This window comes from Paenibacillus sp. MAH-35, from assembly GCF_058135425.1.
Genome location: NZ_JBYUPU010000045.1, coordinates 34,146 through 59,650, shown reverse-complemented (window position 1 = coordinate 59,650; position 25,505 = coordinate 34,146). Strand labels below are relative to the sequence as shown.

Genomic DNA, 25,505 nt, shown 5'->3' with positions numbered 1-25,505 from the left:
GTATCTATCGATGTAGTTGGACCTAATTCTTAATAAAAACAAAAAGGACCCATATGGGTCCTTTTTGTTTTTATTAAGAATTAGGTCAGTACAGAATATTTTTCTTTAAAAAACGAAACAATTTGGATGCATATTCGTCTATTACTATAAGAAGCAGTTAAAGGGAGGTTATTATGTCTAGTAAATCCAAATTCAAGCGACTTACAATGCATTCGGTTTTAGCGTTGTCTTTGTTAGCCGTTACAGCACCAGTAAATACATACGCAGATAATGTATCGTCAGCAGTTGCCGATTCTGTTTTTGACATTCCATCGATTGGTTCTGTCTGGATTAATAACAGTAGCTACTTCGAATTGAGGAATGTTAGATTAACTCCAGGAACTGATAATAATATTGTTTCTTTTACGGTAAAAGCGGTTAATGGTGGCTCAAGTGATATTCAATTTATTGACTACTGGATTCGCCTTCAATCTCCATCAGGAGCCAAGTTCACGGTTAATGTAATGCCTCAAGATAAAGAGAAAAATATTATACCATCGGGTTCTACTCAAGAAATCCAATTTTTCGCAAATGTAACACCATCGCTTGCACTTTCTGAGTTGCAATTTAAAGTTATTAAATGGGATTTTTCTGCTACAGACTACCAAAGAGAGCTGGGAACACTAGTCGCACCAGAGAACTATTCAACAGTTACACCAGCAGGATCAAAAGCAAATATCAAGATAGCTAAAACATCTATTCAAGCCTTTATTAAAAAAGCAAATATTAGTAGTAATGAAGAAAACTATTTACCTAATTTGCTTTTGGAACTTCAAAATACAGATTCAAGAAGTCTGAAGTTGCCTAATTTGAAGTTTATGATAAGAACGGCAGATGGTCTAATGTATCCTCTTCAGGCAGCTGGAATTAATGAGAATACGACAATAGATCCTCTTATGAAAAAAGAAATAGCTTTAAGCGGAAAATTGCCACGAACTATTGATAAAGAAAACTGGCAGCTTGTTATAACTGAATCTTCAGATTCTGGAACTAATACTAGCTTGAATATCGCTGTTGCAGAGTTTTATATACCCAAGGCAACTGATGAGCAGCTTTCATCAGAAAAAGAACAATCATTTTCAAATAAAGATGGTACCTACATCGCAAAACTAGAAGCACTTCAGCGGGTTCCGTGGGAAGATGATGATATCATTTCCGCATCCATATCTCTAAAAAGTAAAGAAAACAAGTCGATGCCCATTCCAAATTTAACTGGATATATCAAATTAGATGACTCAGTTAAAGTTGAAGTGAAAATTATACAGACCGATAATGTAATTGGTCTTCAGCCCAATAAAGAAATACGTCTTCAATTATTAGGAAGAATACCCTATACCTATGATTTTTCAGAGATAACTGTACATTTACAGGAGAAAGAGGGGAATTCTGAAGGTAACAGCACGAATCCAACTATTAATGATTTATTACATTTTAAAGTAAGCTCAAATTTTGACAGTGTACCATTGGTCAATGCTAGAGAACACTATAAACTAGGCGGTATTGGCCGAAGTGCGAACTATACGGTCCACGCAGTACATAACTTTATTGGAAAAAGTTCCGACGTTATAACTGCTCAGGTTGAAGTTGAGAATTTAGAGAAACGCGCCAATGAGCTGTCAAAACTTGTTGCTCACTTTAAAGGATCGGATGGGACTATTTATCCGGCTACAATAACAGATATAAAGTCAAAGATTAGTCCATCTGGAAAGGCTCTATTATTTGTTTGGGCAAATATCGCTAATAATAAAGCTGATGAGATTACTCAATTGATTATTGGCGAAGGAATAACGGAAGGAAAGTTTACACAAGGGGATTCGAAGCCTGACTCGTATGTTAATGCGGTCTCCTTTTTCTTACCTGATGAAAAAAAGGCTGCATCTAATTCAATTAAAGATATTGACTTGTTCCCTTATAAATTAAGTATGAGTCGTGTAGGTGCTTCGGCCGAAATTGGAAAGACAACAAGTAACGTTAAAATTAGTTTTGATTATGATTTAGAGAAAGATGCTAGATTTGAAGTGTTACCAGAAGACTATAAGTTGGTCCTGGAAATGGAGGACCTTGATGGAATGGCTAAATTAAGTCAAGTACTAGATATTGAAAAATCAACTAGTACTTCAAGTAGTAATACAGAGACATTGTTAAAGATCGGGAAAAACCAAATAGAGTTTTGGGTCACCGATTCCGATTTTATTTATAAAGCAAGGAGCATTAAGAAATATAAATTAAACATCTATCACCAATTCCAAGGCCAGAAAAAATTGATAGCTAGCAAGGAGCTTGATTGGTTCATCTACTCCGACTAACCCCCAATCCTTTCGACTTCCCCCAGTCGAAAGGATTCTTTTTTCCAACGTCGAATCTAAATAAAGTCAGGAGGCGACAAACTCAATGGTGTTGAAGAAAAAACTTCTACTAACAGGACTTATCGGAATAGGCGTGCTAACTGGAGTATACATAGGGCAAGCTGCCATTATATCGAAGGCGGATGGGGCGGTGCAGCCGGGGAGTGCGGAAGATCCGTTGGTTACGAAGAGCTACTTGGATGAACAACTTAAGAAAATAACGGGTGGCCAGTGGACGGGATCGACGGGGACGGGGAACAGCGGACAAACGGGCGGACAGCAGGGAAATACCGGTTCGACGATTTCGGAAGCGCGTATTCAAGAATTGATTGCGGCGGAGATTAATAAAGTGAAGCAGGAACTGCAAACCGGATCGAATTCGACCGGCGGTACGACAGTGCAGCCGCCTGCCTCTACAGGGGCCGCTCCCACCCTTGAAGTCATGAAGCTGGGGGCTGGTCAAGTGCTCTATGCGGGAGCCGGAACGGAAGTGATTGTCCGTACAGGCAAAACGATTGCAGTAAGCACCGATGACGGTATTCCCGATGTAACCACGGGTAAGGATATACCTGCCGGAACTGCAATTGACAACAATCATCTGCTCATTTTCCCTCGGGAGGGGCGCGGTATTAAGCCTGATCCCAAAAACAAGGACGAGATTTACGTCATGGTACGGGGAAGCTACATTTTGCTAAAAGAGGATGGAACGAAATCCGCTCCATAATTTTGCCCCTTTTAGCAGTAATCGATACGGGTGAACGTTTGAAGCGGGGTCATACTACAGGTATACCATTCAAGGGAGGTTTACCATATGGCCAGCAATCGTAAAATCGTACCGGAATGTCATCAAGCCATCGATCAGATGAAATACGAAATCGCCGCCGAACTGGGCTTGCCTGTCGGTCAACACGCAGCACAAATGGGGAACGTGGAATTTGCAACTGAACTGGGTACCATTTCCGCCGGTTCAATCAAGGAAGATTACTGGGGACATATTGCATCCCGCGATACCGGAGCTGTCGGCGGAGCGATCACCAGGCGCCTGGTCCAGCAGGCGGAACAGACCCTTTTCGGACTCCACTAAACTCTCCGAGTATTGCAATATTTTTACTATATTCATTTATTGACAGAGCCGGGCAAATCCAGTAACATCAATAACTGAAGGTCTTGCGAAGCAACCTTTTCCTAGTGGAAAAGGTTCCTTTTTTGCTATAGCGGAGATGTAGGTTCGCTATTCCCGAGTTTCGTACTTAGAGTAACCAACTATGACTGATGCTACACACCTGCAGCAGTCAAGTAAATATTAGATGCAGGAGGCACACGATATGACTTTGAGGAACGGTCGGCGTTTGTTCACTTCGGAATCGGTAACGGAAGGCCATCCGGATAAAATTTGCGACCAAATTTCTGACGCAGTCTTGGATGCGTTTTTGGCCAATGACCCTAATGCGCGCGTAGCGTGCGAAGTATCGGTAGCAACAGGCTTGGTTCTCGTTATTGGCGAGATCAGCAGCTCTGCGGATTACGTGGATATTTCGGCGATTGCCCGCAATACTATTAAAGAGATCGGCTATACTCGTGCGAAGTACGGTTTTGACGCTACCACTTGCGCTGTACTGACTTCGCTTAACGAACAATCCGCTGACATTGCCATGGGCGTTGACAAAGCGCTCGAGGCCAAAGAAGGCACGATGACGGACGAGCAGATTGAAGCTCTTGGCGCCGGCGACCAAGGATTGATGTTTGGTTTTGCGGTTAACGAAACGCCTGAGCTGATGCCGCTGCCGATCGCTTTGGCTCACCGCTTGTCTCGCCGCCTGTCTGAAGTTCGTAAGAACGGCACGCTTCCTTACCTGCGTCCAGACGGCAAAACACAAGTTACCGTTGAATACGAAGGCGACAAGCCGGTTCGGGTTGACGCAATTGTCGTATCGACTCAGCACGCAGAAGAAATAACGCTTGAGCAAATTCAAAGCGATATTAAAGAGCATGTAATCAAACCGGTTGTTCCTGCAGAATGGCTGGATGAGCATACAAATTACTTCATCAATCCGACAGGCCGTTTCGTTATCGGCGGTCCTCAAGGCGATGCAGGTTTGACAGGACGTAAAATTATCGTGGATACGTACGGCGGATATGCCCGTCATGGTGGCGGCGCTTTCTCCGGTAAGGATCCGACGAAGGTTGACCGTTCCGCAGCTTATGCCGCTCGTTACGTTGCCAAAAACATCGTAGCAGCAGGCTTGGCGGAAAAAGTTGAAATTCAGCTCGCTTACGCCATCGGCGTAGCCCGCCCGGTATCCATTGCCGTGGATACGTTCGGAACAGGCAAAGTCAGCGAAGAGAAGCTGGTTGAAGTCATCCGCAATAACTTCGACCTTCGCCCGGCCGGCATCATCAAAGAACTTGATCTTCGCCGCCCTATTTACCGTCAGACAGCCGCTTATGGACATTTTGGCCGTATGGACCTGGATGTACCTTGGGAGCGCACAGACAAGGCGGACAAGCTGAAACAAGACGCTTACGCGTAAAGATTAGCTTCCGCTAAATAGATATGGGGCTGTTCCCAAAGTGTTCGCATACACGGAACGTCTCTATTTCTAAACGAAAGGACCTTAAATTCCACTATAAAGTGGGGTTTGGAGGTCCTTTTTTTCAAGAGGAAAGGTTCTATGAAGGGGCTTAAGAATCGCGTAATGACTTTTAGGGCAGCCTCTCTTGGTTATACGCCCCGCATGAGCGTCATCCCCCAGGGTAAACGACCCCAAATTGGGCTTGCGGATGGCTAAGGTACAGAACAGGTATCGAGGCAAGGACAGTCAGTCGGATAGGGCGCCAAAGCGGAAAAGAAGCAATGAAGCAAAGAAGCAAAGAAGGCCAATCCTGTAAACTCCAGTAGCGGGCAGAAAGCTGACTTTCATATTGAGGGACACTGTGGAACACGCGAGCGCGAAGCCAAAGCCACTTTCTAACCAGAGCTTGAGGTCCCAATGAATCCACAGGAGTCAGCAGAGGCTAGCTTGTGGGAAGATTGAAACCCGACCGATAGAACGCTGCTCCTTTTAAATGTAATCTTAATTCCATTTCCCCGATTCTCTCAAACGCTCCACCCTAATAACTTCTGTCGCCTTTGTAGGCATATCTCCCAAATCCACTAGAACCTCTTCCAAAAAATTCATAGAGTTGCTCGAAAATTACCCCATAAATCGTTCTATAGGCCCGAATGGTATAGGAGATTCGGGTAGGTTCGACAGTCTCTCTAGTTCGTTCTCTCTAAAAACATTGCGATCCGTCCGGTCCTACGTAACTTTTTGGGGAAAAACGGAGTCTATATTGTTATGCAACAATTATGGAGAGAGATAGAGAGATTCGGAGAGGAGATTCAAATTGCTAGAGCTTAAAGACAACAGGCAGAAGAAAAGCAGAAGATTCAAAGGTTGGACGGCACTTGTGCTGGCCGCTACGATAGCGGTGCACCCGTTGTTTACCCCTCCTACCCTACAGGCCGCATCGGCCGCTGATTCCCAAGTCACGATGGTTACGCAAGACCCGCTTACGTATGGCGCTATTTTGCGAAAATATGTCTGGAGTTTTGATAGAGCCAAAAAGCCGGTAACGGTGAAAGCGAATGTCGTAGAAGTAGACTTGCAAAATCCGTACGTCAAGCTCGACACGATCGTCGGTACGGGAGGGAAATATACCAAAAAACAAAGCGTACGGAAAATGGCCAACGAAACGGAAGCTACGGCGGCGGTGAACGGCGATTTCTTCAATATGCAGGCGGACGGAGTTCCGATGGGGCCCCAGATCATGGACGGCAAGCTGCAGTCGACGACCATTGACATGCCGGGCTGGTACTCGTTTGCGCTCACGAAAGAAAACAAACCGGTTATCGATCTCTTTGCTTTCCAAGGGAAAATGATAGCGAGAGACGGCGCGTCCTATCCTCTTGGCGGAATTAACAAGACCTATTATTGGTATGAAGATGACGGCATTCATCAGGAAGGCGTACACAGCCTGATCGATGGACTGTATATGTATACGAGTGCCTGGGGAGACGTCAACCGCTCTAACGACGGGACGACGGTACCTACCGAAGTGTTGGTGCGCAACGGCAGAGTTGTAGAGATTAAGCCAACCGGTATTTTGGACATGATGCCTCCCGAGGACGGATATATTCTCCGAGCATCGGGCAAAGCCGACGAATTCGTCCGTCAGCATCTGAAGGTCGGGGACCCCATCGTGGCCGATTACAAGATGTTCGCGCAGGACCCGGGCAATTCGTATGATGTCGGCGGGTTTAAAACGATGATCGGCGGACATACCATATTGGTGGATCAGGGCCAGCCGACCGCTTTTTCCCGGGGCGGGGTATCGGAAAATGCCAACAGAGCGCGGACAGCGATCGGTTACTCCAAGGACGAACGCTACGCTTACCTGATCACTTTAGATGAAAGCAGTTCTAGCGCAGGAGCGACACTGGCCGAATTGCAGCAGCTGATGATCAAAATCGGCGTGTGGAAAGGGATGAACCTGGACGGCGGCGGTTCGACCCAATTGGTAACTCGAAAGCTTGGCGATTTTCATACGACGCTGTTAACCGAAGTCGGATACGAGCGGCCTGTAGTCAACGGAATCGGTGTTTATTCATTGTCACCTGAAGGGGAAGCTAAAGGCATGAGCCTTCAAGGCCCGACAGCTTTGTTTATCGGGCAAAAAGCAACGTACGGCATCGAGAAAGCGTACGATGTGTTTTACAACCCGCTGGACCCCGAGCGGTTATCGCCGATATGGACGGCATCGCAGCCGATCGGGACGTTTGAGGGAAGCACATTTGCAGCCAAGGCAACCGGCAAAGCTACGCTGACCGCCAAAGTGGGACAAGCCGCGGAAAGTCTGGATATCGAGGTAATTGGCGGCGAAGATATTGCCAGTTTGAAAATCGACGCCTCTTCCACGGCGCTGCTGCGTAACTCGATCTATAAAATGACGGTGAAAGCGACCTCCAAATCCGGTAAAACCGGCAGCGTTCCGGCCGACGCGCTCCAATGGGAGTTTATCGGGTTCAAAGGACGGATGGAAGGGGACCGTCTCACTGTAGACAGTATCGATCCTAATGTGAAGGAAGGCCGGATGATCGCCCGGTATGACGGATTTTCCGCCATGCTGACCCTTCCAATCGCCGACCAGCGGATCGTGGAATCGTTTGAAGGTGCTACGCCGATTTCCTTTTCTTCGACGGAAGGCGTAACCGGTACGGTATACAAGGTGACCGAAGGCGCAGGAGCGTCTGCTAACAAGGTGCTCGCCCTCCAATACGATTTTACCCAAGGAACGAAAACAACGGTCGCTTACGCTACCTTTATGGGCGGTCTGAAGATTGAAGGAAGTCCGGAATCGCTCAGCCTGAAAGTAAAGGGCGACAACAGCCGCAACTGGATTCGTGCGGAAATTCAGGATAGCTCCGGCGGCCTGCCCAAGCTGATCAGCTTGACGGAGAATACCGACTTCACGGACTGGAAAGTCGTCAGCGCGGATCTGAAAAAACACAACCTGACGTATCCGATCACCGTGAACAGGATTTATGTGGCCAATCCGGAAAACGGGCATAGCGGGCGCGGGTTGAAAGGGCAAATCTTGTTCGACGACTTCACGTTCCATTATTCCAACCAAACCGAGCCATCGAAAAACACAGTGAAGCTGACGATCGACCAGAAGTCGTTGACGGTGAACGGAGCCGAGCTTCAATTGGATCAGGCGCCTGTCATTGTCGAAGGAAATACGCTCGTACCGGTTCGCTTTGTAGTGGAAGCGATGGGAGGAAAATTGACCTGGGTCGATGAGGAGCGTAAAGTAGTGATTATGAAAGACAACCATCTCATCGAGTTGTGGCTGGATAAGAAAGACCTCATTGCCGATGGAGAGCGGATTACGGCGGAAGTGCCGCCAATCTTGATGACGGAGCGGACGATGGTGCCGCTGCGGATTATCGCCGAGAATATGGGCTGGAAAGTGACATGGGACGAGATGACGCGTTCGGTTACGCTGCAATAAAAGGCTTTCGTTTGAGATGATCCGGTGTATGCGTTCTGGTTTGAGCTTGGAAGCCGCCTTCGCTTTAACTGATGGCGGAGGCGGGCCTTCCAAAGCATAATAATCATCTTGCGCAGCCTGCCCACCGGATGGAAAAAAGCCGGATTTCGCGATGGCTCGCAAGGGCAAGGTAACCTCCTGTACCGTTAAATTAGGGCCAATTATCCACTCCAAACCGGTCGAAATATGGTAGTATAGGATTCAGGGTCAAAAAATGGGTAAAGGGGCACGGGTTAGCTTGCAATTCGACGCGATCGACAAAGTCATTAAAAATGCGATTGGTGTCATGGAATCAAGCAAATATCAAATGTTTGAGATTTGCGAAAGCGCCCGTAACGAGTGGGAGGCGCTAAACAAGGAACTTCACCAGGTGATGGAAGAAGTCTCTCACACCATTGACCAAGTGGACAAGCTCGAAGTGGAATATAAACGTTCCCGCATCCGTCTTACGGAAGTGAGCCGGGACTTCCACCGTTTCAAGGAGGAAGACATTCGGGTTGCTTATGAGGCAGCCACGCAGATGCAGCTCCAGCTTATTATGGCCCGGGAAAAAGAGCATCACTTGAGAGCGAGAAGAGATGAGCTACAAAAACGGATCCGAAATTCCGATAAAACGATAGAACGCGCCGAAGCGCTTGTCAGTCAAATGAACGTCGTGCTCCAGTATTTGTCAGGTGATTTGAATCAGGTGACCCGTATCCTCGAATCGGCCAAAAACCGGCAGCTGCTTGGCCTGAAAATTATCCTCGCCCAGGAGGAGGAGCGCAAGCGGATCGCCCGGGAAATTCATGACGGACCTGCGCAAGCGATGGCCCATATGGTGCTTCGTTCCGAAATTGCAGAACGTATGATCGACCGCGAGGAATATGGTTCGGTGAAGGATGAGCTCAAGGATCTGAAGGGAGCCGTACGGCTCGGCCTGGAGGAAGTGCGCAAAATCATTTTTAACCTGCGGCCTATGGCGCTTGACGATTTGGGGCTCATTCCAACGCTTCGCAAATATATTCAGGACTTCGAGGATCGCACCTATATTCATGTCCGCTTCGATGTGGTCGGGGTGGAGACGAGACTTCCCTCCGCGATGGAAGTGGCTGTATTCCGTTTAATCCAGGAAGCATTGGCTAACGTGTGGAAGCACTCCAAGGCGACCCGGGTGAATGTGGAAATTACATATCAGAGGCAAATGGTGAAAGTAGTCGTAAAAGATAACGGAGTCGGGTTTGCGCTCGATAAGCTGGAAGTAAAGATCGTGAAAGGCAGCTCACATTTCGGCATTATGGGGATGCGGGAGCGGGTCGAGCTTCTGGAAGGACGGATGGATATCGAATCCGAGCCGGGTGCCGGCGCGAAGCTTACGATGATCATTCCGATCGGTTTAGAGCAAAGAGAGGAGTAAGCGGTATGGAATTGAAACGTAACGTACAGATCGTCATCGCCGACGATCATCAACTGCTGCGGGAAGGCGTCAAACGCATCTTAAATATGGAGAAAGATTTCGAAGTAGTCGGTGAATGCGGCGACGGGATTCAAGTTGTGGAGCTGTGCAATTCGCTGCGTCCCGATGTGGTTCTGATGGACATCAATATGCCGATTGAGAACGGCGTCGTCGCGACGGAGAGGCTGAAAGAGTTTTTCCCGGAAATCAAGGTCGTTATCTTGTCGATCCATGACGATGAAAGCTACGTGTTTGAGACGCTTCGCAAAGGGGCGTCCGGTTATCTGCTTAAAGACATGGAGGCCGAATCGCTGATCAATGCGATCCGGTCGGTTGTAGCAGGCCATGCATACATACATCCGAAGGTAACGGGCAAGCTGATCAACCAGCTTCGGAGAATGACTTATCTCGATCCGGCCGGCGTAGGCGGCGGAGACCAGAGTCCGAAGGAAGCCGGAGTCAAATATATTCATCAGCCGAATAGCCCGCTTACTCGCCGCGAAGCTGAAGTGCTGCGTTTGCTGGCGGAAGGTAAAAGCAACAAATCGATCGGCGAAATGTTGTTCATTAGCGAGAAGACGGTTAAAAATCACGTGAGCAGCATTCTGCAAAAAATGGAAGTGGAAGACCGGACCCAAGCGGTTATTATCGCAATCAAAAACGGGTGGGTTACGCTTTAAAACGAATCAGGCGCGGAGGAACCATGGACATCATAGTGGCATATAATGGCTGTAAGGGAGGGAGCCGCTATGATTGTCGGGTTGCTGTCGATTTTCGGGGCGTACGGTTTGGCAATCGCCATGGTTCATCTGAGTCGTGCCTGGTTTCGATCGGAACATCGGAAGCCGATTCATTACGTACTTCTTACCAGAAACAATGCGATGCATATCGAATGGTATCTACGGACGCTGCTGTTCGTATCCAAAATGAAAGCCAGGGACATTCATGTCGTGGTGATGGACGAACGATCCGAAGACGACACCTTGGCCATAGCGGAACGGCTCGCCGTATCCCGGTCGAATCAGTTGGAGATTATGGAATGGGGCGGCGACGCTCAGCTCGACGAATGGATCGCCCGCTATGAGAGCGAAGAAGTGGTGCTCGTGCGGCTTAGCAATACGAAGGAGCTTCAACATATTCCGTTATATCAATAGTTAACCGCTTACAGGCGGTATGGAGGGGCATGGGTGAAGGTTCGAATGTATGGGGCCTCCGTCGGTCCAGGGCTGGAATGGCGAATATCGCTTGAATGGAATACGGATTGTACCTACTGGTTCGAACAGTATGGCGGGAAAGTATCCCTCCACCTGTTGGAACCAGTTTTGTCTTTAGGGGAGGCGTGGGCGCTGCTGAGAGAGCTGGACGGCACGGACAGTCTGCAAAGCTCGATGCAGCGAATAGCCGCAACGTGCAGAGCGTATGGGTTTCAGGCGGGTGAGCTTCGACTTCGGACGATTTCGTTTGATGCGTACCGGGCAAACCGGGTGGAGCGTCCTGTACTGGACCTGGAGGAGTTAGTAAGGATGGAGAGGGTATTGGCGGGGCGTTGTTTCTCTAAAGAGGAGCTGCTCCGTTTTCTGGACCATCACGGGCTTCAAGCGTCTTTATCGCAGTGGACGAGCTATGTGCAGGCTGCATACTTGAGAGGACGGCTGAAACTGACCGGGGGCGTGGAGCGGGAGAGACGGCGGCGGTTTCCCTGGTCCAGGCCGGAGCTGCATTACCGCTGCTGCCGATGCGGGACAGGTAAGGAGAAGATGTATCCGGCGGACTGTATCCATTGCAGCGGTCCGTGCGTGTACTGCGAGGAATGCTTGACGATGGGCCGGATGCAGACGTGCTCGTTGCTGTTGTATGGTTTGTCTGTTGATAGAGAGGATAAAAGGGGCTGCCGGGAAGGACAGGCAGATCGGGACAGTACGATCGCAAAATGGGGTCTCAGTCCGGCACAGACTGAAGCGGCACGGCAGGGTCTAGCGTTTTTGGCTGGGGGTAACAGGATGGAGCCCGGCCGTTTCCTGATCTGGGCGGTGACCGGAGCGGGGAAGACCGAGATGATCTTCCCGTTTATCGACTACGAGCTGCACAGGGGGAGGAAGGTGCTGATCGCCACACCCCGGCGCGACGTCGTGCTGGAGCTCCAGCCAAGGCTGAAGCGGGCGTTTCCGGACCGGTCTGTCGTGACGTTATATGGGGGGAGCGAGGAGCGCTGGGATCAGGGGGAGATTACGCTGTCCACTACGCACCAGCTGCTGCGATTTTATCGAAGCTTCGACCTGGTTATAATTGATGAAATCGATGCGTTTCCTTACCACAATAATCCCATGCTTCAGGCAGCCGCGCAGCGGGTGTGTACGTCTGACGGAGCTTACGTGCTGTTGTCGGCGACACCGCCGGCGGGTTTTATTCGCGACGCTGAGCGAGGCCGGCTGGAACATGTGAAAGTACCGGTGCGTTTTCACCGCCATCCTCTTCCTGTCCCTCGCATATTGAAAATCAAGGTGATGTCGGGCTGGAGGGGACACGTGCCTTCGAATCTAAAAACGGCATTGCAGCGATCGATCGACAGGGGGGCGCAATTGTTCGTTTTCGTGCCGAAAATTCGTGAGGTGGAACCGACGGTGGAGGTGCTCCGCAGACAGTTTCCCGGCTGCAGCGTCGAAGGAACGTCCTCTCTAGATCCGCACAGGGCGGACAAGGTTACGAATTTTCGCCAAGGGAACATTCGCCTGCTGGTGACGACCACAATTCTGGAGCGGGGCGTGACGGTTCCGCGAACCGATGTTTTCATTCTGGAAGCCGACTCCGGAACCTTCGATTCTGCGGCACTCGTACAGATGGCTGGAAGAGCCGGCCGGTCGAAGGACGATCCGAACGGAAGAGTGTTTTTCGCTGCTGCGGCACATACCCAATCGCAAGCGCGTGCGATCCGGCAAATTCGGCAGATGAATCGGCTGGCGAAGCGGAAAGGGTACTTGTTGGAGCATCCCTAATACGGCAAGCTGAAGCTGAGAGGAAGCACCTTTCGCCGATGGAGGTGTTTTTTGTTTTGCCCGAATACGATCAAATTCTACATCTACAATAGGAGTGTTTATTATGGTTCAATGGAAGCAGCTTATGTCCCGGTTGATCCGCTCAGGGGAAGCTTGGCTGGGAACGCCGACCCGTCCTTGCGCTTATTGCAGTTGTCCTGGGAAGTCGTATGCAGTACCGTCCTTGAACGTATGCAACAGGTGCTACAGCCGCATACCGTGGATTGAAACGATTCGATGTATAAAATGCGGGCGGGCGGAGCGTTGCCCCGACTGTGTGCGATGGGGAGCGGCATCGCTGCAGCTGAGCAGGAGCGCGGTCCGGTACGACGCCGAGATGAAGGAATGGCTCGCCGCCTACAAATACCGCAAAAATGAACGGTTAAGCGATCTGTTCGCCACGATGCTATACGCGACTTATAAGCGGCATGAGTGGGACTTTACCCGTTCAGGTGCTCCACATGTCGTCACCTACGTTCCCGTGAGCGAGGCGAGACTGTACGACCGCGGGTTTAACCAGGCGGCCCAGCTTGCCGCCAGACTCGGCGAACGGCTGAACGTTCCGGTCGTACCGCTTCTAAGACGCAACCGGGACACGGTCAAGCAAAGCGGCAAGTCGCGCTCGGAGCGGCTGACTGATTTGAAGGACGTCTTTTCGCCCGAACCCTCTTCGATAAATCTGTTATTAAAAAAACCGCTCGGTTCGCCGATAAACATAGTAATCGTAGACGATGTGTACACGACAGGAAGCACGCTGCATTATTGCGCCGACACCATTTGCAGCCGGCTGGAAGCGAATGTGTACGGCTTGACTTGGGCCAGATGACCGGAGCATAGAAGGATCAGGAGAGCGGAGCCGATTTTTGACTATAGAGAAAGAGGGGCTGCGTTGTGAATTTATCCAATTGCCCGCAGTGCGGGAAAGTATTTGTTAATAACAGCTATAATATTTGTCCGGCTTGTATAAGAGAAATCGAAGACCATTACCGGAAATGCGTGGAATTTCTGCGCAAAAACCGCGACAGCACGTTATATGAGTTAAGCGAGGGAACGGGCGTATCGGTACGCCTGATCACCCGATTTATCCGTGAAGGACGGATCGGAGCGAAGGATGCCCCGAATTTGATGCTGCCTTGCGAATCCTGTGGGGAGCTGATTAAAGACGGCTCGATATGCGACAATTGCCGAAGCAAGCTGTCTAAGGATGTAAGGCACCTTCATGAGGATGAGCGGCGGAGAACGGACAGGCAAAACCATTTCGGCTTCGGCAGCACTTATATGAAGGACCGGGACAAATTCGGAAAATGATGCTGCTTGCGGATGCCCAGAAAACATTTGCACAGCTATAAACAATCAAACCCAGTAATCCGATATACTCGATATTAGCATCGTCGGAGTTGAAAGGAACGAAGAGAGCAGGTGATCCCAATGAAAATTAACGGTATCCAGCGGGTCGGCGCGGCCAATCCGTACGCGAAGCACGAAGCGAGACCGACAGATATAAAGGGCAAGCGGGAGATGCAGAAGGATGCGGTTCAGATCTCTCCGGAAGCGCAGGAGCTGCTGGACGCTAAAGGGACGGCTGAAGCCGCGCTGCGCAGCCAAAAGCTTGATCATTTGAAACAGTCGGTTTCGACCGGCACTTATTACGTGGAAGCAGGCCATATTGCGGAGAAGCTGTTTCCCTTTATCAAGTAGCGGGAGAGCGGGTGAGCGATTGACATGGAAGCGATCCTTCAAAGCTTGGATCAACTGATAGAAGTACATCGGCTCTTGCTCGAGCTCAGCCGGCACAAGCGGGAAGCGATCGTGCATAACGATGTGGAACGTCTGATGCAGATGACTCAGAAGGAAAACAAGTGGACAAAGCGTGTAGAGCAGCTCGATACGGAGCGGTCGGAAGCGGTGCTTGCTTACATGCGCTCCAGAAATATGTACGTCACGGGCGCCATCACAGTTAGCACGCTCAGCAAAATCGTAACCAAGCTGGAAGAGAAGGAAGCGCTTGTGGAACGGCAGCAGGAGCTTGTCCGGCTCATTGGCGAGATTAAGCAGGAGAACGAGCTGAACATGCAGCTGGTCGAACAGTCGCTCGCCTATATTAACTATTCGATCGACGTGTTCGTAGGCTCGGATAACCAGGACGTCGTTTACCAGCATCCTCAGCAGGAGCAGCATACCTACCAGGCAAGATCGATGTTCGATCAGAAAGCATAAACGTCATACCACCGACGAAAAGAGGAAACGGCAATGAGATCTACATTCGGCGGAATAGAAATATCCAAACGCAGCTTATTCTCCCACCAAGCGGCACTGACGACAACGGGGCATAATGTGGCGAACGTTAATACGAGGGGATACTCGAGACAAGTAGTGAACCTTGTGGCAGCTAAGCCGATGGAAGCGATCGGGATGATGAGAACGACTATTCCTGGCCAAAGCGGTCAGGGTGTAGAGTTCACTTCGATTACCCGGATTCGTGAACGGTTCTTGGACGGGCAGTACTACAACGAGAACAAATCCCTCGGAGAGTGGACTGTTCGCAATGATACACTTGAGAAAATTGAAGCGATTATTAATGAACCCACAGATACGGGAATTCGGCAAGTCATCGAGAATTTCTGGAATTCGTGGCAAGAGCTTAGCAAAAATCCGGAGAATTTAACGGCCCGGTCGGTTGTTAAGGAAAGCGCGATCGCTCTAAGCGATGCTTTTAACCATACATCCAAGCAGCTATCCGATTTATCTTCCGATTTAACGGACAATATCAATGTAAAAGTTACCCAGACAAATACGATGGTGCAGCAGATTGCACAGTTAAACGAGGAGATATATCGTGTCGAGGGACTGGGGAATGACGCCAACGATCTAAGAGACCAGCGGGATGTGCTGCTCGACGACTTGTCCAAGATCATCAATGTGAACGTTACGGAGACTGACAGCGGGTACAACGTTCGGATGGGAAATATCGAGCTGGTTAATGGTAGGGAAGCGGTGACTCAGTTTACAGCTGAGACTATGGAACAAGCCTACACGAGCCGGGATTTGGCGAGCGGAGAAGTGTACGGGATGATTTTGTCGCGGGACGGGTATGTCGCCAGCTACCGTAATGAATTGAACGCAATGATCAAGACTCTCGTTGAAGGAGAGACGGAGGTTACTCTTCCGGCGGGAGCTGTTATTCCCGCAGGTACCGTCCTTAATGGCACCACCTACACAGGAAGCATAGCCAACCGTACATTAGCCGAGCCGACCAAAGTCACGGTTAGAGGTTTTAACGGGCTCCACAGCTTAGGCTATGCTTTATCCAATGGAGAGGCTAAGCAGGGGGGCGTCTTCTTTCAAACAAACGACGGCAGCAACAATATCACGGCCGGTAATATTAGCGTAAATCCAGACATTGTTAATAACGTAGAGAATATTTCTTCTTCTATGAGAACGTATCTAGACCCTGCCGATAATAAGGTGAAAGTGGTCAAAGGGAATAATGATCTGGCCTTGTTGGCTGCAGGGTTGCGTTCCAATCGGTTCGACTTTATGGCAAATTCCACGGAGACCGTTGCACTTAACGGGGGTACTCTGGATGAGTTTTTCCGCGCCGTTGTCGGCCAGTTAGGGGTTCAGACACAGGAAGCGCATCGTCAAGCGACGAACCAGAAAATATTAGTCGAGCAAGTGGAATCCCGTCGTCAGTCCGTCAGCGGCGTTTCAATGGATGAAGAAATGACCAATATGATCAAATTCCAGCATGCTTATAATGCGGCTGCACGAGCACTAACTGTACAGGATGAAATATTGGATAAAGTGATCAACGGCATGGGAGTTGTCGGTCGATAAGATTGACCTACCCGGTTTTCATTACGTTTGAGAAGGAGGGCCCTGATGAGTTTTCGAGTAACCCAGAACATGATGAACTCTCAATTGCTGCGTAATTTAAACAATAATCTGCTACGTTCCGAAGTTTATCAGAATCAATTGTCCACAGGGCGACAAATCAATAAACCGTCGGACGATCCGGTAGGAATCAGCTTTGCTATGAGATATCGGAGCGAGCTGTCTGCCAACGACCAATATCAGTCCAACGTGGATGCGGCGCTTTCCTGGATTACATTTACCGATACGCTGATGGATCAGGCGGGCAGTGTGGTTCATAAGCTGCGTGAAATGGCAGTTAGCGCAGCGAACGGAACAAATCCGCAGCAAGCTCTCGATATCATGAATCAGGAAGTCAAGCAGCTGTACGAGCAGATGGTGGATGTCTCCAACAGTGAATTTAATGGCAAACGCGTGTTTAACGGACAAAAGACGGATCTGCAGCCGTATACGCTGGAGGACGCCAAGAACCAGGTTACGGATGATGGAGCGATCCAGTTCGAGATCGGAGTAGGCGTCAAGCTGCCGATTAATGTAACAGGCAATCAAGTATTCGGACTCCCTACGGATGAAGACAATATGTTCGCGATCTTCGGAGAAATATCCGAGGCGCTTACGAACGGGGATCATAAAGAAGTTAGCGCGCTTATCGGCAAGATCGATTCCCGCATGACCAAAATGCTGGACATCCGTGCGGATATTGGAGCCAAAACAAACCGGATTCAGCTTGCGGAGAACCGGTTAAAGGATATCGGTCTTAACGTGCAGGAGCTGCAGTCCAAGACCGAAGATGCCGACATGGCCATCGTCATTACGAATCTCAAAATGAACGAAAATGTATACCAAGCTTCCTTATCTGCCGGATCCAAGCTGATTCAGCCGAGCCTGGTCGACTTTCTGAGGTAATAGCAGCATCCTGATGAAGGAGTGAAGCATCGGTGCCCTCGATTCCCCAAATCCAAATATCGCAGCAGTATGCCAAGCTTGGCATCGATGCGGATCTTGGCCGTTATGAAATGAAGCAGCCCAGGCCCACACTCGAGCTTGAACAGCCGCAGGCTAAAGTAGAGATGAGACAGCCTCAAGGCGAACTGAAGATCGACCAGAGCCGGGCGTGGGATGCTTTGTCCCGAACTAATATTTTAGAGGTTATGCATCGGATTTACGGGCAAGCCCGCGAACTCGCGATGAAGGGAACCGCCAGAATTGTTGAAGATGGAAACCGTATGGCGGCGATCCATAAATCGAAAGCCGATGCTATACCGGAACTCGCTATGGACGTAAGAGTAAGCTTCCCCGAGATGGTGTATGCCGGCGAGGCCTCCTTCGACAACGTGGACATCTCTTATACGGCACGCAGGCCAGAAATTAACATTACGCCAAGTCCCGTCCATTCACGCGCGCAACTGAATCCTCCGCAGGTCGACTACTACAGAGGAAAGCTGGATATTTACATGCTGCAGTACAACAAGGTGGAAATAACTCCTCCTGCGTTTGATACAAGAGTATAGGAACGTATAAACTATAGGGTAACGACTATAGTTTTTTTGTAGTTTCCGAACCTGTAGGAGTGTGAGATGGATGATGAAGATACAAACATTGCAATTTGGCGAAATTGAGATCCGGGAAGACAGTATTCTCACGTTTGAACACGGCTTGCCGGGATTTGAGAACTTGCATAGGTTTACCGTGCTGACACCGGATCCGGAGCTTCCCTTCTCCTTTTTGCAGGCTGTTGATGACGGGAACACCGCGTTCGTGCTAACTGATCCTTTTCTATTTTATCCGGAGTACGAATTCGATGTGCCGGAGGAAGTACAGCAGCAGCTTCAGATCATCGAGGGGCAGGAGCTTACCATATGGGCGATCGTCTCGGTCAGAGAGGAGCTGGCCCATTCCACCTTAAATTTGATGGCTCCGGTGCTGATTAACGGCAGCAAGCGTCTTGGCCGGCAATGTATTCTGCATGGCAGCGGCTACTCGACCAAGCATCCTCTGCATGTAAAAGCTGAAACGGCTGCAACAGCTGAAGAGGGGGATGCACATGCTCGTATTAACACGTAAGAAGGGCGAGTCCATTATGATCGGGGACACGATCGAGGTCGTCGTCCTGGGCAGTGAAGGAGATGCGGTGAAGATCGGGATCAAAGCACCGCAGCAAGTGCAAATTTATCGCAGCGAAATATATGAGATGATCCAAGTATCGAACCGGGAAGCGACACAATCCGTCGGACTTGTCGATAAGTTGAATCAATGGATGAAGAAACCGGAGAAAAATGGAGAAAACGATAGATGAATCTCGAATATACGGGGAAAACAGCTGATAATTGTCGATTATCGGCTGTTTTTGTTTGAATTTGACATGAACATAAGTAACAGTTCCTTCCGATATATAAATCAGGCGCTGTATTGTCCGGGCGGCCGACCTGGCAAACAGTAAGACCGAGCTCCCACAAGGATGTGGGGATACCTTTCAAGGAGGAAGAAAAACAATGAGAATTAATCACAACATTGCGTCTCTGAACACACACCGTCAGATGACCAACAACACTGCTGCAACTAGCAAATCGCTTGAGAAGCTGTCTTCGGGTCTGCGTATCAACCGTGCGGGCGACGACGCTGCAGGTCTCGCAATCTCCGAGAAAATGCGCGGACAAATCCGCGGTTTGGAGCAAGCTAGCCGCAACTCGCAAGATTCCATCTCGCTGATCCAAACGGCTGAGGGTGCTCTGAGCACGACTCATAACATTCTGCAACGTATGCGCGAGCTTGCTGTACAAGCAGCGAACGACACTTCGACAGATGCTGACCGCGCAGAGCTGCAAAAAGAAGTTTCTCAGTTGAAATCCGAAGTAGACCGGATTTCTAGCACGACTGAGTTCAATACGAAGAAGCTCTTGAATGGTAGCTTGACTGCTGCTAAACAAGTACAAGGTACAGTCGCTAATTCTTCTGCTATTGACGCTGCCGATCAGGCTGCAACTGCTGCTAAGACAGGTGCTGGTCTTGCTATCGAATTGACTCAATCGTTGGCAGGTAAATCCGGCACTGGATATTCTCACACCGGTGGCGCACAACTTGCTGAGAGAACCATCGTCAGAACTGGCGAGAATGATACGTTTAAAATTGCTATTAACGGAGCAGCAGATTTAACTGTCACTATCGCTGCAAGCGGTGCTGAAGGGTACACTCGCGAAGATTTTGCAAATGCTGTAAGCAAAGCTATTATCGATGCTCAGGAAGGAGCTACAGCTGGTTCTTCCAAAGCTGAATTTAATCAAGTAACCGTAAAAGCTACAAATGACGGACGACTTGAGTTTACAACGAAAGCAACAGGTGCAAGCAGCACGATCAAAGTTGAAGTAAAAGCCGATACTGCGAGTAAAGATGCGCTTGCTGCTATGGGTTTTGACGAAAAGGCAACTTCGTTCACTTCAACAGTGGATCTTGGTACTACAGGATATAAAACCTTGGCGACAGGCAATAACAAAATTGATGTAACCTTTGGTAATGGTAGTGCCATTACGGTTAATTTGGAAAATGACGGTGGCTTGACTGCTGGTACACAGTATACTTTCTCTGCTTTAAAAGAAGGTCTTCAAAAAGCTTTTGATACAAAACTTGGAAAAGATCAGATTGTTATAGGCGACGACGGTAACGGGCGCCTGACAATTAAAAACAATGTTGGAACAGGAACGCTTACTCTAGCGAACAATGGTGGTACCAACGTAACCGACCTGTTTGGTGGAGCGGTAACTGTTACTAAGGACGTACTAGCTACCAAATCAACTACTACTGCTGGTACAAATGCAGTTAACACAATCAAAGCTGGAACAGTTATTTCAAAAGGTGCTAATGATCAGTTTAACATTTCTTTGAATGGTAAAGAAACGACTCTGACTTTGGCTGCTGGTACTTATGCGGACCGGAACGCTCTTGTTACGGAAGTTAACAACCAAATTAATGCTTCGAGCGATCTTATTGGTAAAGTTAAAGCTACCTTGGGATCCGACGGTAAAATAGAGTTTGAATCTCTTGTAAAAGGTGCTGACGCAACATTAAAAGTATCTACTCCACCAACTATTCCTCGCTCTGCATTAGGTGCGTTGGGATATGATGGGGCTGCAACTACGATTAATGCACCTGCTGCGGCCGATCTAGCTGCTGGTATTGATTTGGACACTACTGCAGATAGAAAGATTAAAGTGACACTGGGGGCCAAGACGGAGTATCTTGATCTCACAGGTTATGATGGTATTAATAGCTCAGTTGCCAATGTTAAAAGTTCCCGTGATGCTATCGTCAAAGCTCTCCAAGCAGAGTTTGATAAGAAATTTGGAGAAAATGCTGTTACAGTTGCGACTAAAACGACCCCTGCTGGAGTAGATACTTTATCTTTGACGGCAAACGCCCGCGGTGCTCTTTTCAAAATTGAGAATGAAGCTGGTGTAGCAACAGGTCGTGCAGCATTGTTTGGTGGAGCTGACATAACAGCAACAGTAACTACTGCAGGCGTTAACTCTAATGTAGCGGGTACAGATGCTGTTGATAACTCTATTGCAAATACAACGAAACTTGTTGATCTTGTTGACACAAATGGCAACGGACTTGGCTTGCAAGATGGAAATGTTATTAAGATCTCGGGAACCCAGAATGGCAAAGCCTTCGAAGCTTCTGTCACAGTTGGAGCCAACAGTAAAGTTGATGACATTCTTAGTGCTATTCGGAATCTTAAAGAGTTCGATGGTGCGACAGTATCGTTGGATACAGCAACAGGAAAAATTGCCGTACGGGGTGCTGACGGTCAAGACAAAGATATCTCGAACCTTAAGTTTACAGCTCAAAGGTCAGCTACTGATGTAACTCAAGTTGCTAACTTTAACCGAGTTTTTGGTGATTTTACTGTTACTCAACAAGCTCAAAATGGTGCTGCTGACAGCTCGCTTCAGATGCAAATCGGTGCAAATGAAGGTCAAACACTTAAAGTTGATATTAACGATATGGGAACCCAAGCTCTTCGTATTCAAGATGTCGATGTTTCTACAAGCTCAAGTGCACAAACTGCAATTAGTGTAGTAAATAATGCTTTGGAAATCGTTTCTGCAGAGCGGTCCAAACTCGGTGCATACCAGAATCGTTTGGAACATACCATTAGCAACCTTGGAACCTCCGCTGAGAACTTAACAGCATCTGAATCCCGTATTCGTGATGTTGATATGGCTAAAGAGATGATGGACTTCACGAAGAACAACATCCTTTCTCAAGCTGCTCAAGCTATGCTTGCTCAAGCAAATCAACAACCTCAAGGCGTGTTGCAACTTCTTCGTTAATAACATGTAATCTTGTAGAGACCTTAGATGATCTAAGGTCTCTTTTCCTATTAATAAATAGATTAATGAAGCCGATATTAGTAGTAACACTTAATTCGTTCAAAGGGGAAATATATGAACAGTACTAAAAGAGTTAAACACTTATACCCACTGTACATGGATAAATTCCAATGCATTGGTTCAGAGTGTGAAGACACCTGTTGCTCAGGTTGGCAAGTTTCGATCGATCGATCGACATATAAAAAATATAACAAGGTCTCAGATCCTGTGCTCAGAAGGCTGCTAGAAAACAGTTTGAAGAGAAATCGGGTTGATCCGAGTGATGGATATTTCGCCAGTATAAAACTGAATGAACAGAACCGCTGTCCGCTATTAACCGAAGATAGAAGATGTGGAGTTCAACTTAGATTAGGAGAGCAGTATCTCTCCAATGTATGCGCTAGTTACCCAAGAGGAGCAAATGTTGTCAACAATGTATTTGAGTTATCGGGCACGATATCCTGTCCTGAGATGGCAAGGCTTGTATTGCTTAATCCTGAGGGTATAGATTTTACAGAACAAAATAGAGAGCTTGATAATAGAATTAATGTGGGGAAAATTTTGAGAACCAATGAAGCTACAGTTCCTATCGAGCGTTTTTTTTGGGAACTTAGAATATTCACTATACAAATTTTGCAAAATAGAAATTACGATCTTTCAGATCGACTGATTTTGCTAGGAATGTTCGTTCAAAAGGTTCAGGAGTACATTGAAGAAGGTAACGGAGGAATAGCTGAGCTTATTGCAAGGTATTCAGCATTGATAGACAATTTTGGCTTAAAAGAATCCTTACAAGACATTCCGACTAATACTGTAATTCAAATGGAATTACTGAAAGAACTAGCTGATGAACGGTATAAAATAGGAGTTAGCAGTCAACGTTATTTCGAGTGTTATGCTGCATTTTTACATGGAATTGAGTACAACTTAGAAGATACTACTGAAGATATAGCATCACGCTATAAAGAAGGCTATGAGAAGTATTATCAACCGTTTATGAAGCAACATGGATATATTCTGGAGAACTATCTTGTTAATTATGTTTATAAAAGTCTCTTTCCATGCGGCAAGTTCACCAATATATTTGATGAATTTGTAATGTTGGCATTGCATTACGCATTAATTAAGATGCATTTAATCGGAATAGCAAGATATGCAAAAGAGCAGTTTTCAGTTGATTTCGTCATTAAGTTCATGCAATCTTTCTCTAAAACTGTTGAACATAACAATATGTTCTTTTCCAATGCATATAGTCTTCTGGAAAAGCATAATTACAAAACCATGGCTTATATGGCAATAATGATCAGGAATTAATGTGATAGATAAAATAGCTATAACAATAGTTATATATCCCTCCGATATATACCCTATAGGAATGTTATACGGAGGGATTTTCAATGGAAAATCAACCAATTGGGGGAAGTTATCCTAAGATCCCGCCTTTAGGAAGCGACATGACCAACACGATCCAGACTGCACAAGAGCTTAAGAAGGCGGAGTTACAAGGAGAACATATCTCCATCAGTGAAGAGCAGCTTATTATGGCCATCGATAGAGCTGTACAGGCGGTACAGGGACCAGTAACGGTGCTGGATTTCTCGATTCATAAAAGTACTAACCAGATTATGGTAAAAGTACTGGAGCGGGATACCGGGAAGGTTGTCAGGGAGATTCCTCCGGAAAAGATGCTTGATTTCGTAGCGAAGTTATGGGAAATGGCTGGCATATTGGTAGACAAGAGAGCTTAATTATCGAAAGTGGGTGATAATGATGCCATTACGAGTGGCTGGACTGAGTGGATTTGATGTAGATAATACCGTAAAAGAGCTGATGAAAGCCCAGCGCGTTAAGTATGATGCATTGGATCAAAAGAGACAAACGTACGAATGGTCTAGGGATGAGTATCGGGATACGAATCTTAAATTAACGGATTATCGTAACAATAAGTTATTTAAGTTCCGGTTAGAAGGTACATTCAATAAAAAGGAGGTTACTGTTTCGGGCAATTCCGAAATATTAACTGCCAAGGCTACTAGTTCAGCAGGTGAGAGTAATCTAGCTATATCAGTTCAAAAGCTAGCAGTAGCTGCATCAAATTTTAGCAATTCAGCAATTGCAAAAGAAGAATTTGATCCTTCCAAGCCATTATCTGAACAAATACCTAATCTACTTAGTGATGCTCCGCTTACAACGAGTTATAAATTTAAAATTAACAATAGCGAAGAAATAACTGTTGATACCAATAAAGATTCTCTCAACGACATTCTCTCCAAAATCAATCAAAAGACCAATGTAACAGCTTTTTATGATGAAAGTAAGAAACAAATATCCTTTATGGCAAAACAAACGGGTAAAGTTAATGGAGAAGATCAAAAAGGGGACAAGATAGTATTCGAGGACTTAAATGAAGGTAATTTCTTGAGCAACGTATTAAAGGTGGCAACAGATAGTGGTAATAAATCGTTAGCCAACGACGCAGAAGTTACGATCAACGGCCTGGCCACCACCCGCACCAGCAACACGTTCACTGTAAACGGTATTGAGATTACGCTTAAAAAGGCTGGCGGCACAGAAGCCACGATCGAGCCCAAAACAAAGGTCGATGAGGTTGTCGAAGCCATTAAAACTTTTGTTACCGAATATAACGATTTTCTGAAGCAAACGCAGGACAAGCTTTCTGAAAAAAGAAATCGTGACTACCTTCCATTGACAGATGCACAAAAAGAAACCATGTCCGAGAAGCAAATCGAGCAATGGGAGAAGCTGGCCAAGAGCGGAATGCTGCGTAATGATTCCATATTGGCCAATATGGTCACAGATCTTCGTTTCGCAGTTACTGGTATTGTCGATACCGGGCATTCGACCATCAAGTCCCTAGCGTCGATCGGAATTGACACCGGAGATTATACGGAAAAAGGGAAGCTAGTCATCAAGGACGAAACGAAGCTGCGTGCTGCCATCGAGAATAACCTTGAAGCGGTCCAGACGTTATTCACACAACCAATAGGTGAGGGCGAGGATGGGGCCAAAGGCGGCATTGCCAATCGGATGTACGCCCGGCTGAAGGATGGCCTTGATGAACTGATCGAGAAAGCGGGTGCTCCCAATACGACTTCGTTTGATCAGAGTATAGTGAGCACAAGGCTCCTCGAAGTAAATAAACAGCTTGACCAAATGGACAAAAAGCTCAGAACGATGGAAGATAATTATTATAAAAAATTTGCTGCAATGGAAGCTGCGCTTAATCGGTACAACTCCCAATCGGCCTATTTGGCAAACGCGTTTGGCACTGGCAAGAGCCAGTAACGAGGGAATGAGG

At 47.6% G+C, this 25,505-nt stretch carries 22 protein-coding genes; all 22 read left to right on the top strand.

The annotated features are described in order from the left end of the window. Positions 1-173 precede the first annotated feature (173 nt). The 22 genes from AC3Y2E_RS29595 to fliD all read left to right on the top strand — a co-directional run bounded on the left by AC3Y2E_RS29595 (position 174) and on the right by fliD (position 25,492). Positions 174-2,345, top strand: coding sequence for a hypothetical protein (locus AC3Y2E_RS29595; RefSeq protein WP_379216891.1), 2,172 nt, complete (start codon positions 174-176; stop codon positions 2,343-2,345). 85 nt (positions 2,346-2,430) lie between these two features. Next, complete coding sequence (locus AC3Y2E_RS29590) at positions 2,431-3,108, top strand: hypothetical protein (RefSeq protein WP_379216889.1); 678 nt, start codon at positions 2,431-2,433, stop codon at positions 3,106-3,108. 87 nt (positions 3,109-3,195) lie between these two features. Further along, entirely contained in the window at positions 3,196-3,468 is a 273-nt protein-coding gene (locus tag AC3Y2E_RS29585) for an alpha/beta-type small acid-soluble spore protein (RefSeq protein ID WP_379216887.1), read from the top strand. Between the two features lie 241 nt (positions 3,469-3,709). After that, positions 3,710-4,915 (top strand): methionine adenosyltransferase, encoded by a 1,206-nt coding sequence (metK, locus tag AC3Y2E_RS29580; RefSeq protein WP_332071879.1) that lies wholly within the window; start codon positions 3,710-3,712, stop codon positions 4,913-4,915. Positions 4,916-5,771: 856 nt separating this feature from the next. After that, the gene (locus AC3Y2E_RS29575) at positions 5,772-8,438 is read left to right on the top strand and encodes a stalk domain-containing protein (protein WP_379216885.1); all 2,667 of its coding nucleotides are present in this window, start codon (positions 5,772-5,774) and stop codon (positions 8,436-8,438) included. A gap of 253 nt (positions 8,439-8,691) precedes the next feature. After that, on the top strand, positions 8,692-9,873 hold the full coding sequence (locus AC3Y2E_RS29570; RefSeq protein ID WP_379216883.1) for a sensor histidine kinase: 1,182 nt from the start codon (positions 8,692-8,694) through the stop codon (positions 9,871-9,873). Between the two features lie 5 nt (positions 9,874-9,878). Then, a complete protein-coding gene (locus AC3Y2E_RS29565; protein WP_332071882.1) occupies positions 9,879-10,592 on the top strand; it encodes a response regulator transcription factor in 714 nt (237 codons plus the stop codon). 69 nt (positions 10,593-10,661) lie between these two features. Next, on the top strand, positions 10,662-11,066 hold the full coding sequence (locus tag AC3Y2E_RS29560; protein ID WP_379216880.1) for a glycosyltransferase family A protein: 405 nt from the start codon (positions 10,662-10,664) through the stop codon (positions 11,064-11,066). A 33-nt stretch (positions 11,067-11,099) separates the two neighbouring features. Further along, positions 11,100-12,905 (top strand): ATP-dependent helicase ComFA, encoded by a 1,806-nt coding sequence (locus AC3Y2E_RS29555; protein WP_379216878.1) that lies wholly within the window; start codon positions 11,100-11,102, stop codon positions 12,903-12,905. Between the two features lie 316 nt (positions 12,906-13,221). Beyond that, positions 13,222-13,770, top strand: coding sequence for a ComF family protein (locus AC3Y2E_RS29550; RefSeq protein WP_379216876.1), 549 nt, complete (start codon positions 13,222-13,224; stop codon positions 13,768-13,770). 65 nt (positions 13,771-13,835) lie between these two features. Further along, positions 13,836-14,252 carry a TIGR03826 family flagellar region protein gene (locus AC3Y2E_RS29545; protein ID WP_379216874.1) on the top strand — a complete coding sequence of 139 codons (417 nt, stop codon included), beginning with the start codon at positions 13,836-13,838 and terminating at the stop codon, positions 14,250-14,252. Between the two features lie 120 nt (positions 14,253-14,372). Continuing rightward, positions 14,373-14,642, top strand: coding sequence for a flagellar biosynthesis anti-sigma factor FlgM (gene flgM, locus AC3Y2E_RS29540; protein WP_379216872.1), 270 nt, complete (start codon positions 14,373-14,375; stop codon positions 14,640-14,642). Positions 14,643-14,666: 24 nt separating this feature from the next. Further along, positions 14,667-15,161 (top strand): flagellar protein FlgN, encoded by a 495-nt coding sequence (locus AC3Y2E_RS29535; protein ID WP_379216870.1) that lies wholly within the window; start codon positions 14,667-14,669, stop codon positions 15,159-15,161. A gap of 33 nt (positions 15,162-15,194) precedes the next feature. Then, on the top strand, positions 15,195-16,781 hold the full coding sequence (gene flgK / locus AC3Y2E_RS29530) for a flagellar hook-associated protein FlgK (RefSeq protein WP_379216868.1): 1,587 nt from the start codon (positions 15,195-15,197) through the stop codon (positions 16,779-16,781). A gap of 45 nt (positions 16,782-16,826) precedes the next feature. Next, positions 16,827-17,723 carry a flagellar hook-associated protein FlgL gene (flgL, locus tag AC3Y2E_RS29525; protein WP_190929265.1) on the top strand — a complete coding sequence of 299 codons (897 nt, stop codon included), beginning with the start codon at positions 16,827-16,829 and terminating at the stop codon, positions 17,721-17,723. Between the two features lie 32 nt (positions 17,724-17,755). Beyond that, positions 17,756-18,328: a DUF6470 family protein gene (locus AC3Y2E_RS29520; RefSeq protein WP_317891225.1), complete on the top strand. Its 573-nt coding sequence runs from the start codon at positions 17,756-17,758 to the stop codon at positions 18,326-18,328. 70 nt (positions 18,329-18,398) lie between these two features. Then, positions 18,399-18,881, top strand: coding sequence for a flagellar assembly protein FliW (gene fliW, locus AC3Y2E_RS29515; protein ID WP_379216865.1), 483 nt, complete (start codon positions 18,399-18,401; stop codon positions 18,879-18,881). Further along, positions 18,862-19,113 carry a carbon storage regulator CsrA gene (gene csrA, locus AC3Y2E_RS29510; protein WP_379216863.1) on the top strand — a complete coding sequence of 84 codons (252 nt, stop codon included), beginning with the start codon at positions 18,862-18,864 and terminating at the stop codon, positions 19,111-19,113. The genes fliW and csrA overlap by 20 nt, the downstream gene beginning before the upstream one ends. A 196-nt stretch (positions 19,114-19,309) precedes the next feature. Then, a complete protein-coding gene (locus tag AC3Y2E_RS29505) occupies positions 19,310-22,147 on the top strand; it encodes a flagellin N-terminal helical domain-containing protein (RefSeq protein WP_483875105.1) in 2,838 nt (945 codons plus the stop codon). A gap of 114 nt (positions 22,148-22,261) precedes the next feature. Further along, positions 22,262-23,500 (top strand): flagellin lysine-N-methylase, encoded by a 1,239-nt coding sequence (fliB, locus tag AC3Y2E_RS29500; RefSeq protein WP_379216861.1) that lies wholly within the window; start codon positions 22,262-22,264, stop codon positions 23,498-23,500. An 83-nt stretch (positions 23,501-23,583) separates the two neighbouring features. After that, positions 23,584-23,934, top strand: a complete 351-nt coding sequence (locus AC3Y2E_RS29495; RefSeq protein WP_379216859.1) for a flagellar protein FlaG — start codon at positions 23,584-23,586, stop codon at positions 23,932-23,934. A 19-nt stretch (positions 23,935-23,953) separates the two neighbouring features. Further along, positions 23,954-25,492: a flagellar filament capping protein FliD gene (fliD, locus tag AC3Y2E_RS29490; protein WP_379216857.1), complete on the top strand. Its 1,539-nt coding sequence runs from the start codon at positions 23,954-23,956 to the stop codon at positions 25,490-25,492. Positions 25,493-25,505 lie beyond the last annotated feature (13 nt).

What these genes read in the sequence shown, in the direction of transcription:
- AC3Y2E_RS29595 (WP_379216891.1), top strand. Translation starts at nt 174, where the DNA reads ATGTCTAGTAAATCCAAATTCAAGCGACTTACAATGCATTCGGTTTTA.
- AC3Y2E_RS29590 (WP_379216889.1), top strand. Translation starts at nt 2,431, where the DNA reads ATGGTGTTGAAGAAAAAACTTCTACTAACAGGACTTATCGGAATAGGC.
- AC3Y2E_RS29585 (WP_379216887.1), top strand. Translation starts at nt 3,196, where the DNA reads ATGGCCAGCAATCGTAAAATCGTACCGGAATGTCATCAAGCCATCGAT.
- metK (WP_332071879.1), top strand. Translation starts at nt 3,710, where the DNA reads ATGACTTTGAGGAACGGTCGGCGTTTGTTCACTTCGGAATCGGTAACG.
- AC3Y2E_RS29570 (WP_379216883.1), top strand. Translation starts at nt 8,692, where the DNA reads ATGGGTAAAGGGGCACGGGTTAGCTTGCAATTCGACGCGATCGACAAA.
- AC3Y2E_RS29565 (WP_332071882.1), top strand. Translation starts at nt 9,879, where the DNA reads ATGGAATTGAAACGTAACGTACAGATCGTCATCGCCGACGATCATCAA.
- AC3Y2E_RS29560 (WP_379216880.1), top strand. Translation starts at nt 10,662, where the DNA reads ATGATTGTCGGGTTGCTGTCGATTTTCGGGGCGTACGGTTTGGCAATC.
- flgM (WP_379216872.1), top strand. Translation starts at nt 14,373, where the DNA reads ATGAAAATTAACGGTATCCAGCGGGTCGGCGCGGCCAATCCGTACGCG.
- AC3Y2E_RS29535 (WP_379216870.1), top strand. Translation starts at nt 14,667, where the DNA reads ATGGAAGCGATCCTTCAAAGCTTGGATCAACTGATAGAAGTACATCGG.
- flgK (WP_379216868.1), top strand. Translation starts at nt 15,195, where the DNA reads ATGAGATCTACATTCGGCGGAATAGAAATATCCAAACGCAGCTTATTC.
- flgL (WP_190929265.1), top strand. Translation starts at nt 16,827, where the DNA reads ATGAGTTTTCGAGTAACCCAGAACATGATGAACTCTCAATTGCTGCGT.
- fliW (WP_379216865.1), top strand. Translation starts at nt 18,399, where the DNA reads ATGATGAAGATACAAACATTGCAATTTGGCGAAATTGAGATCCGGGAA.
- csrA (WP_379216863.1), top strand. Translation starts at nt 18,862, where the DNA reads ATGCTCGTATTAACACGTAAGAAGGGCGAGTCCATTATGATCGGGGAC.
- AC3Y2E_RS29505 (WP_483875105.1), top strand. Translation starts at nt 19,310, where the DNA reads ATGAGAATTAATCACAACATTGCGTCTCTGAACACACACCGTCAGATG.
- fliB (WP_379216861.1), top strand. Translation starts at nt 22,262, where the DNA reads ATGAACAGTACTAAAAGAGTTAAACACTTATACCCACTGTACATGGAT.
- AC3Y2E_RS29495 (WP_379216859.1), top strand. Translation starts at nt 23,584, where the DNA reads ATGGAAAATCAACCAATTGGGGGAAGTTATCCTAAGATCCCGCCTTTA.
- fliD (WP_379216857.1), top strand. Translation starts at nt 23,954, where the DNA reads ATGATGCCATTACGAGTGGCTGGACTGAGTGGATTTGATGTAGATAAT.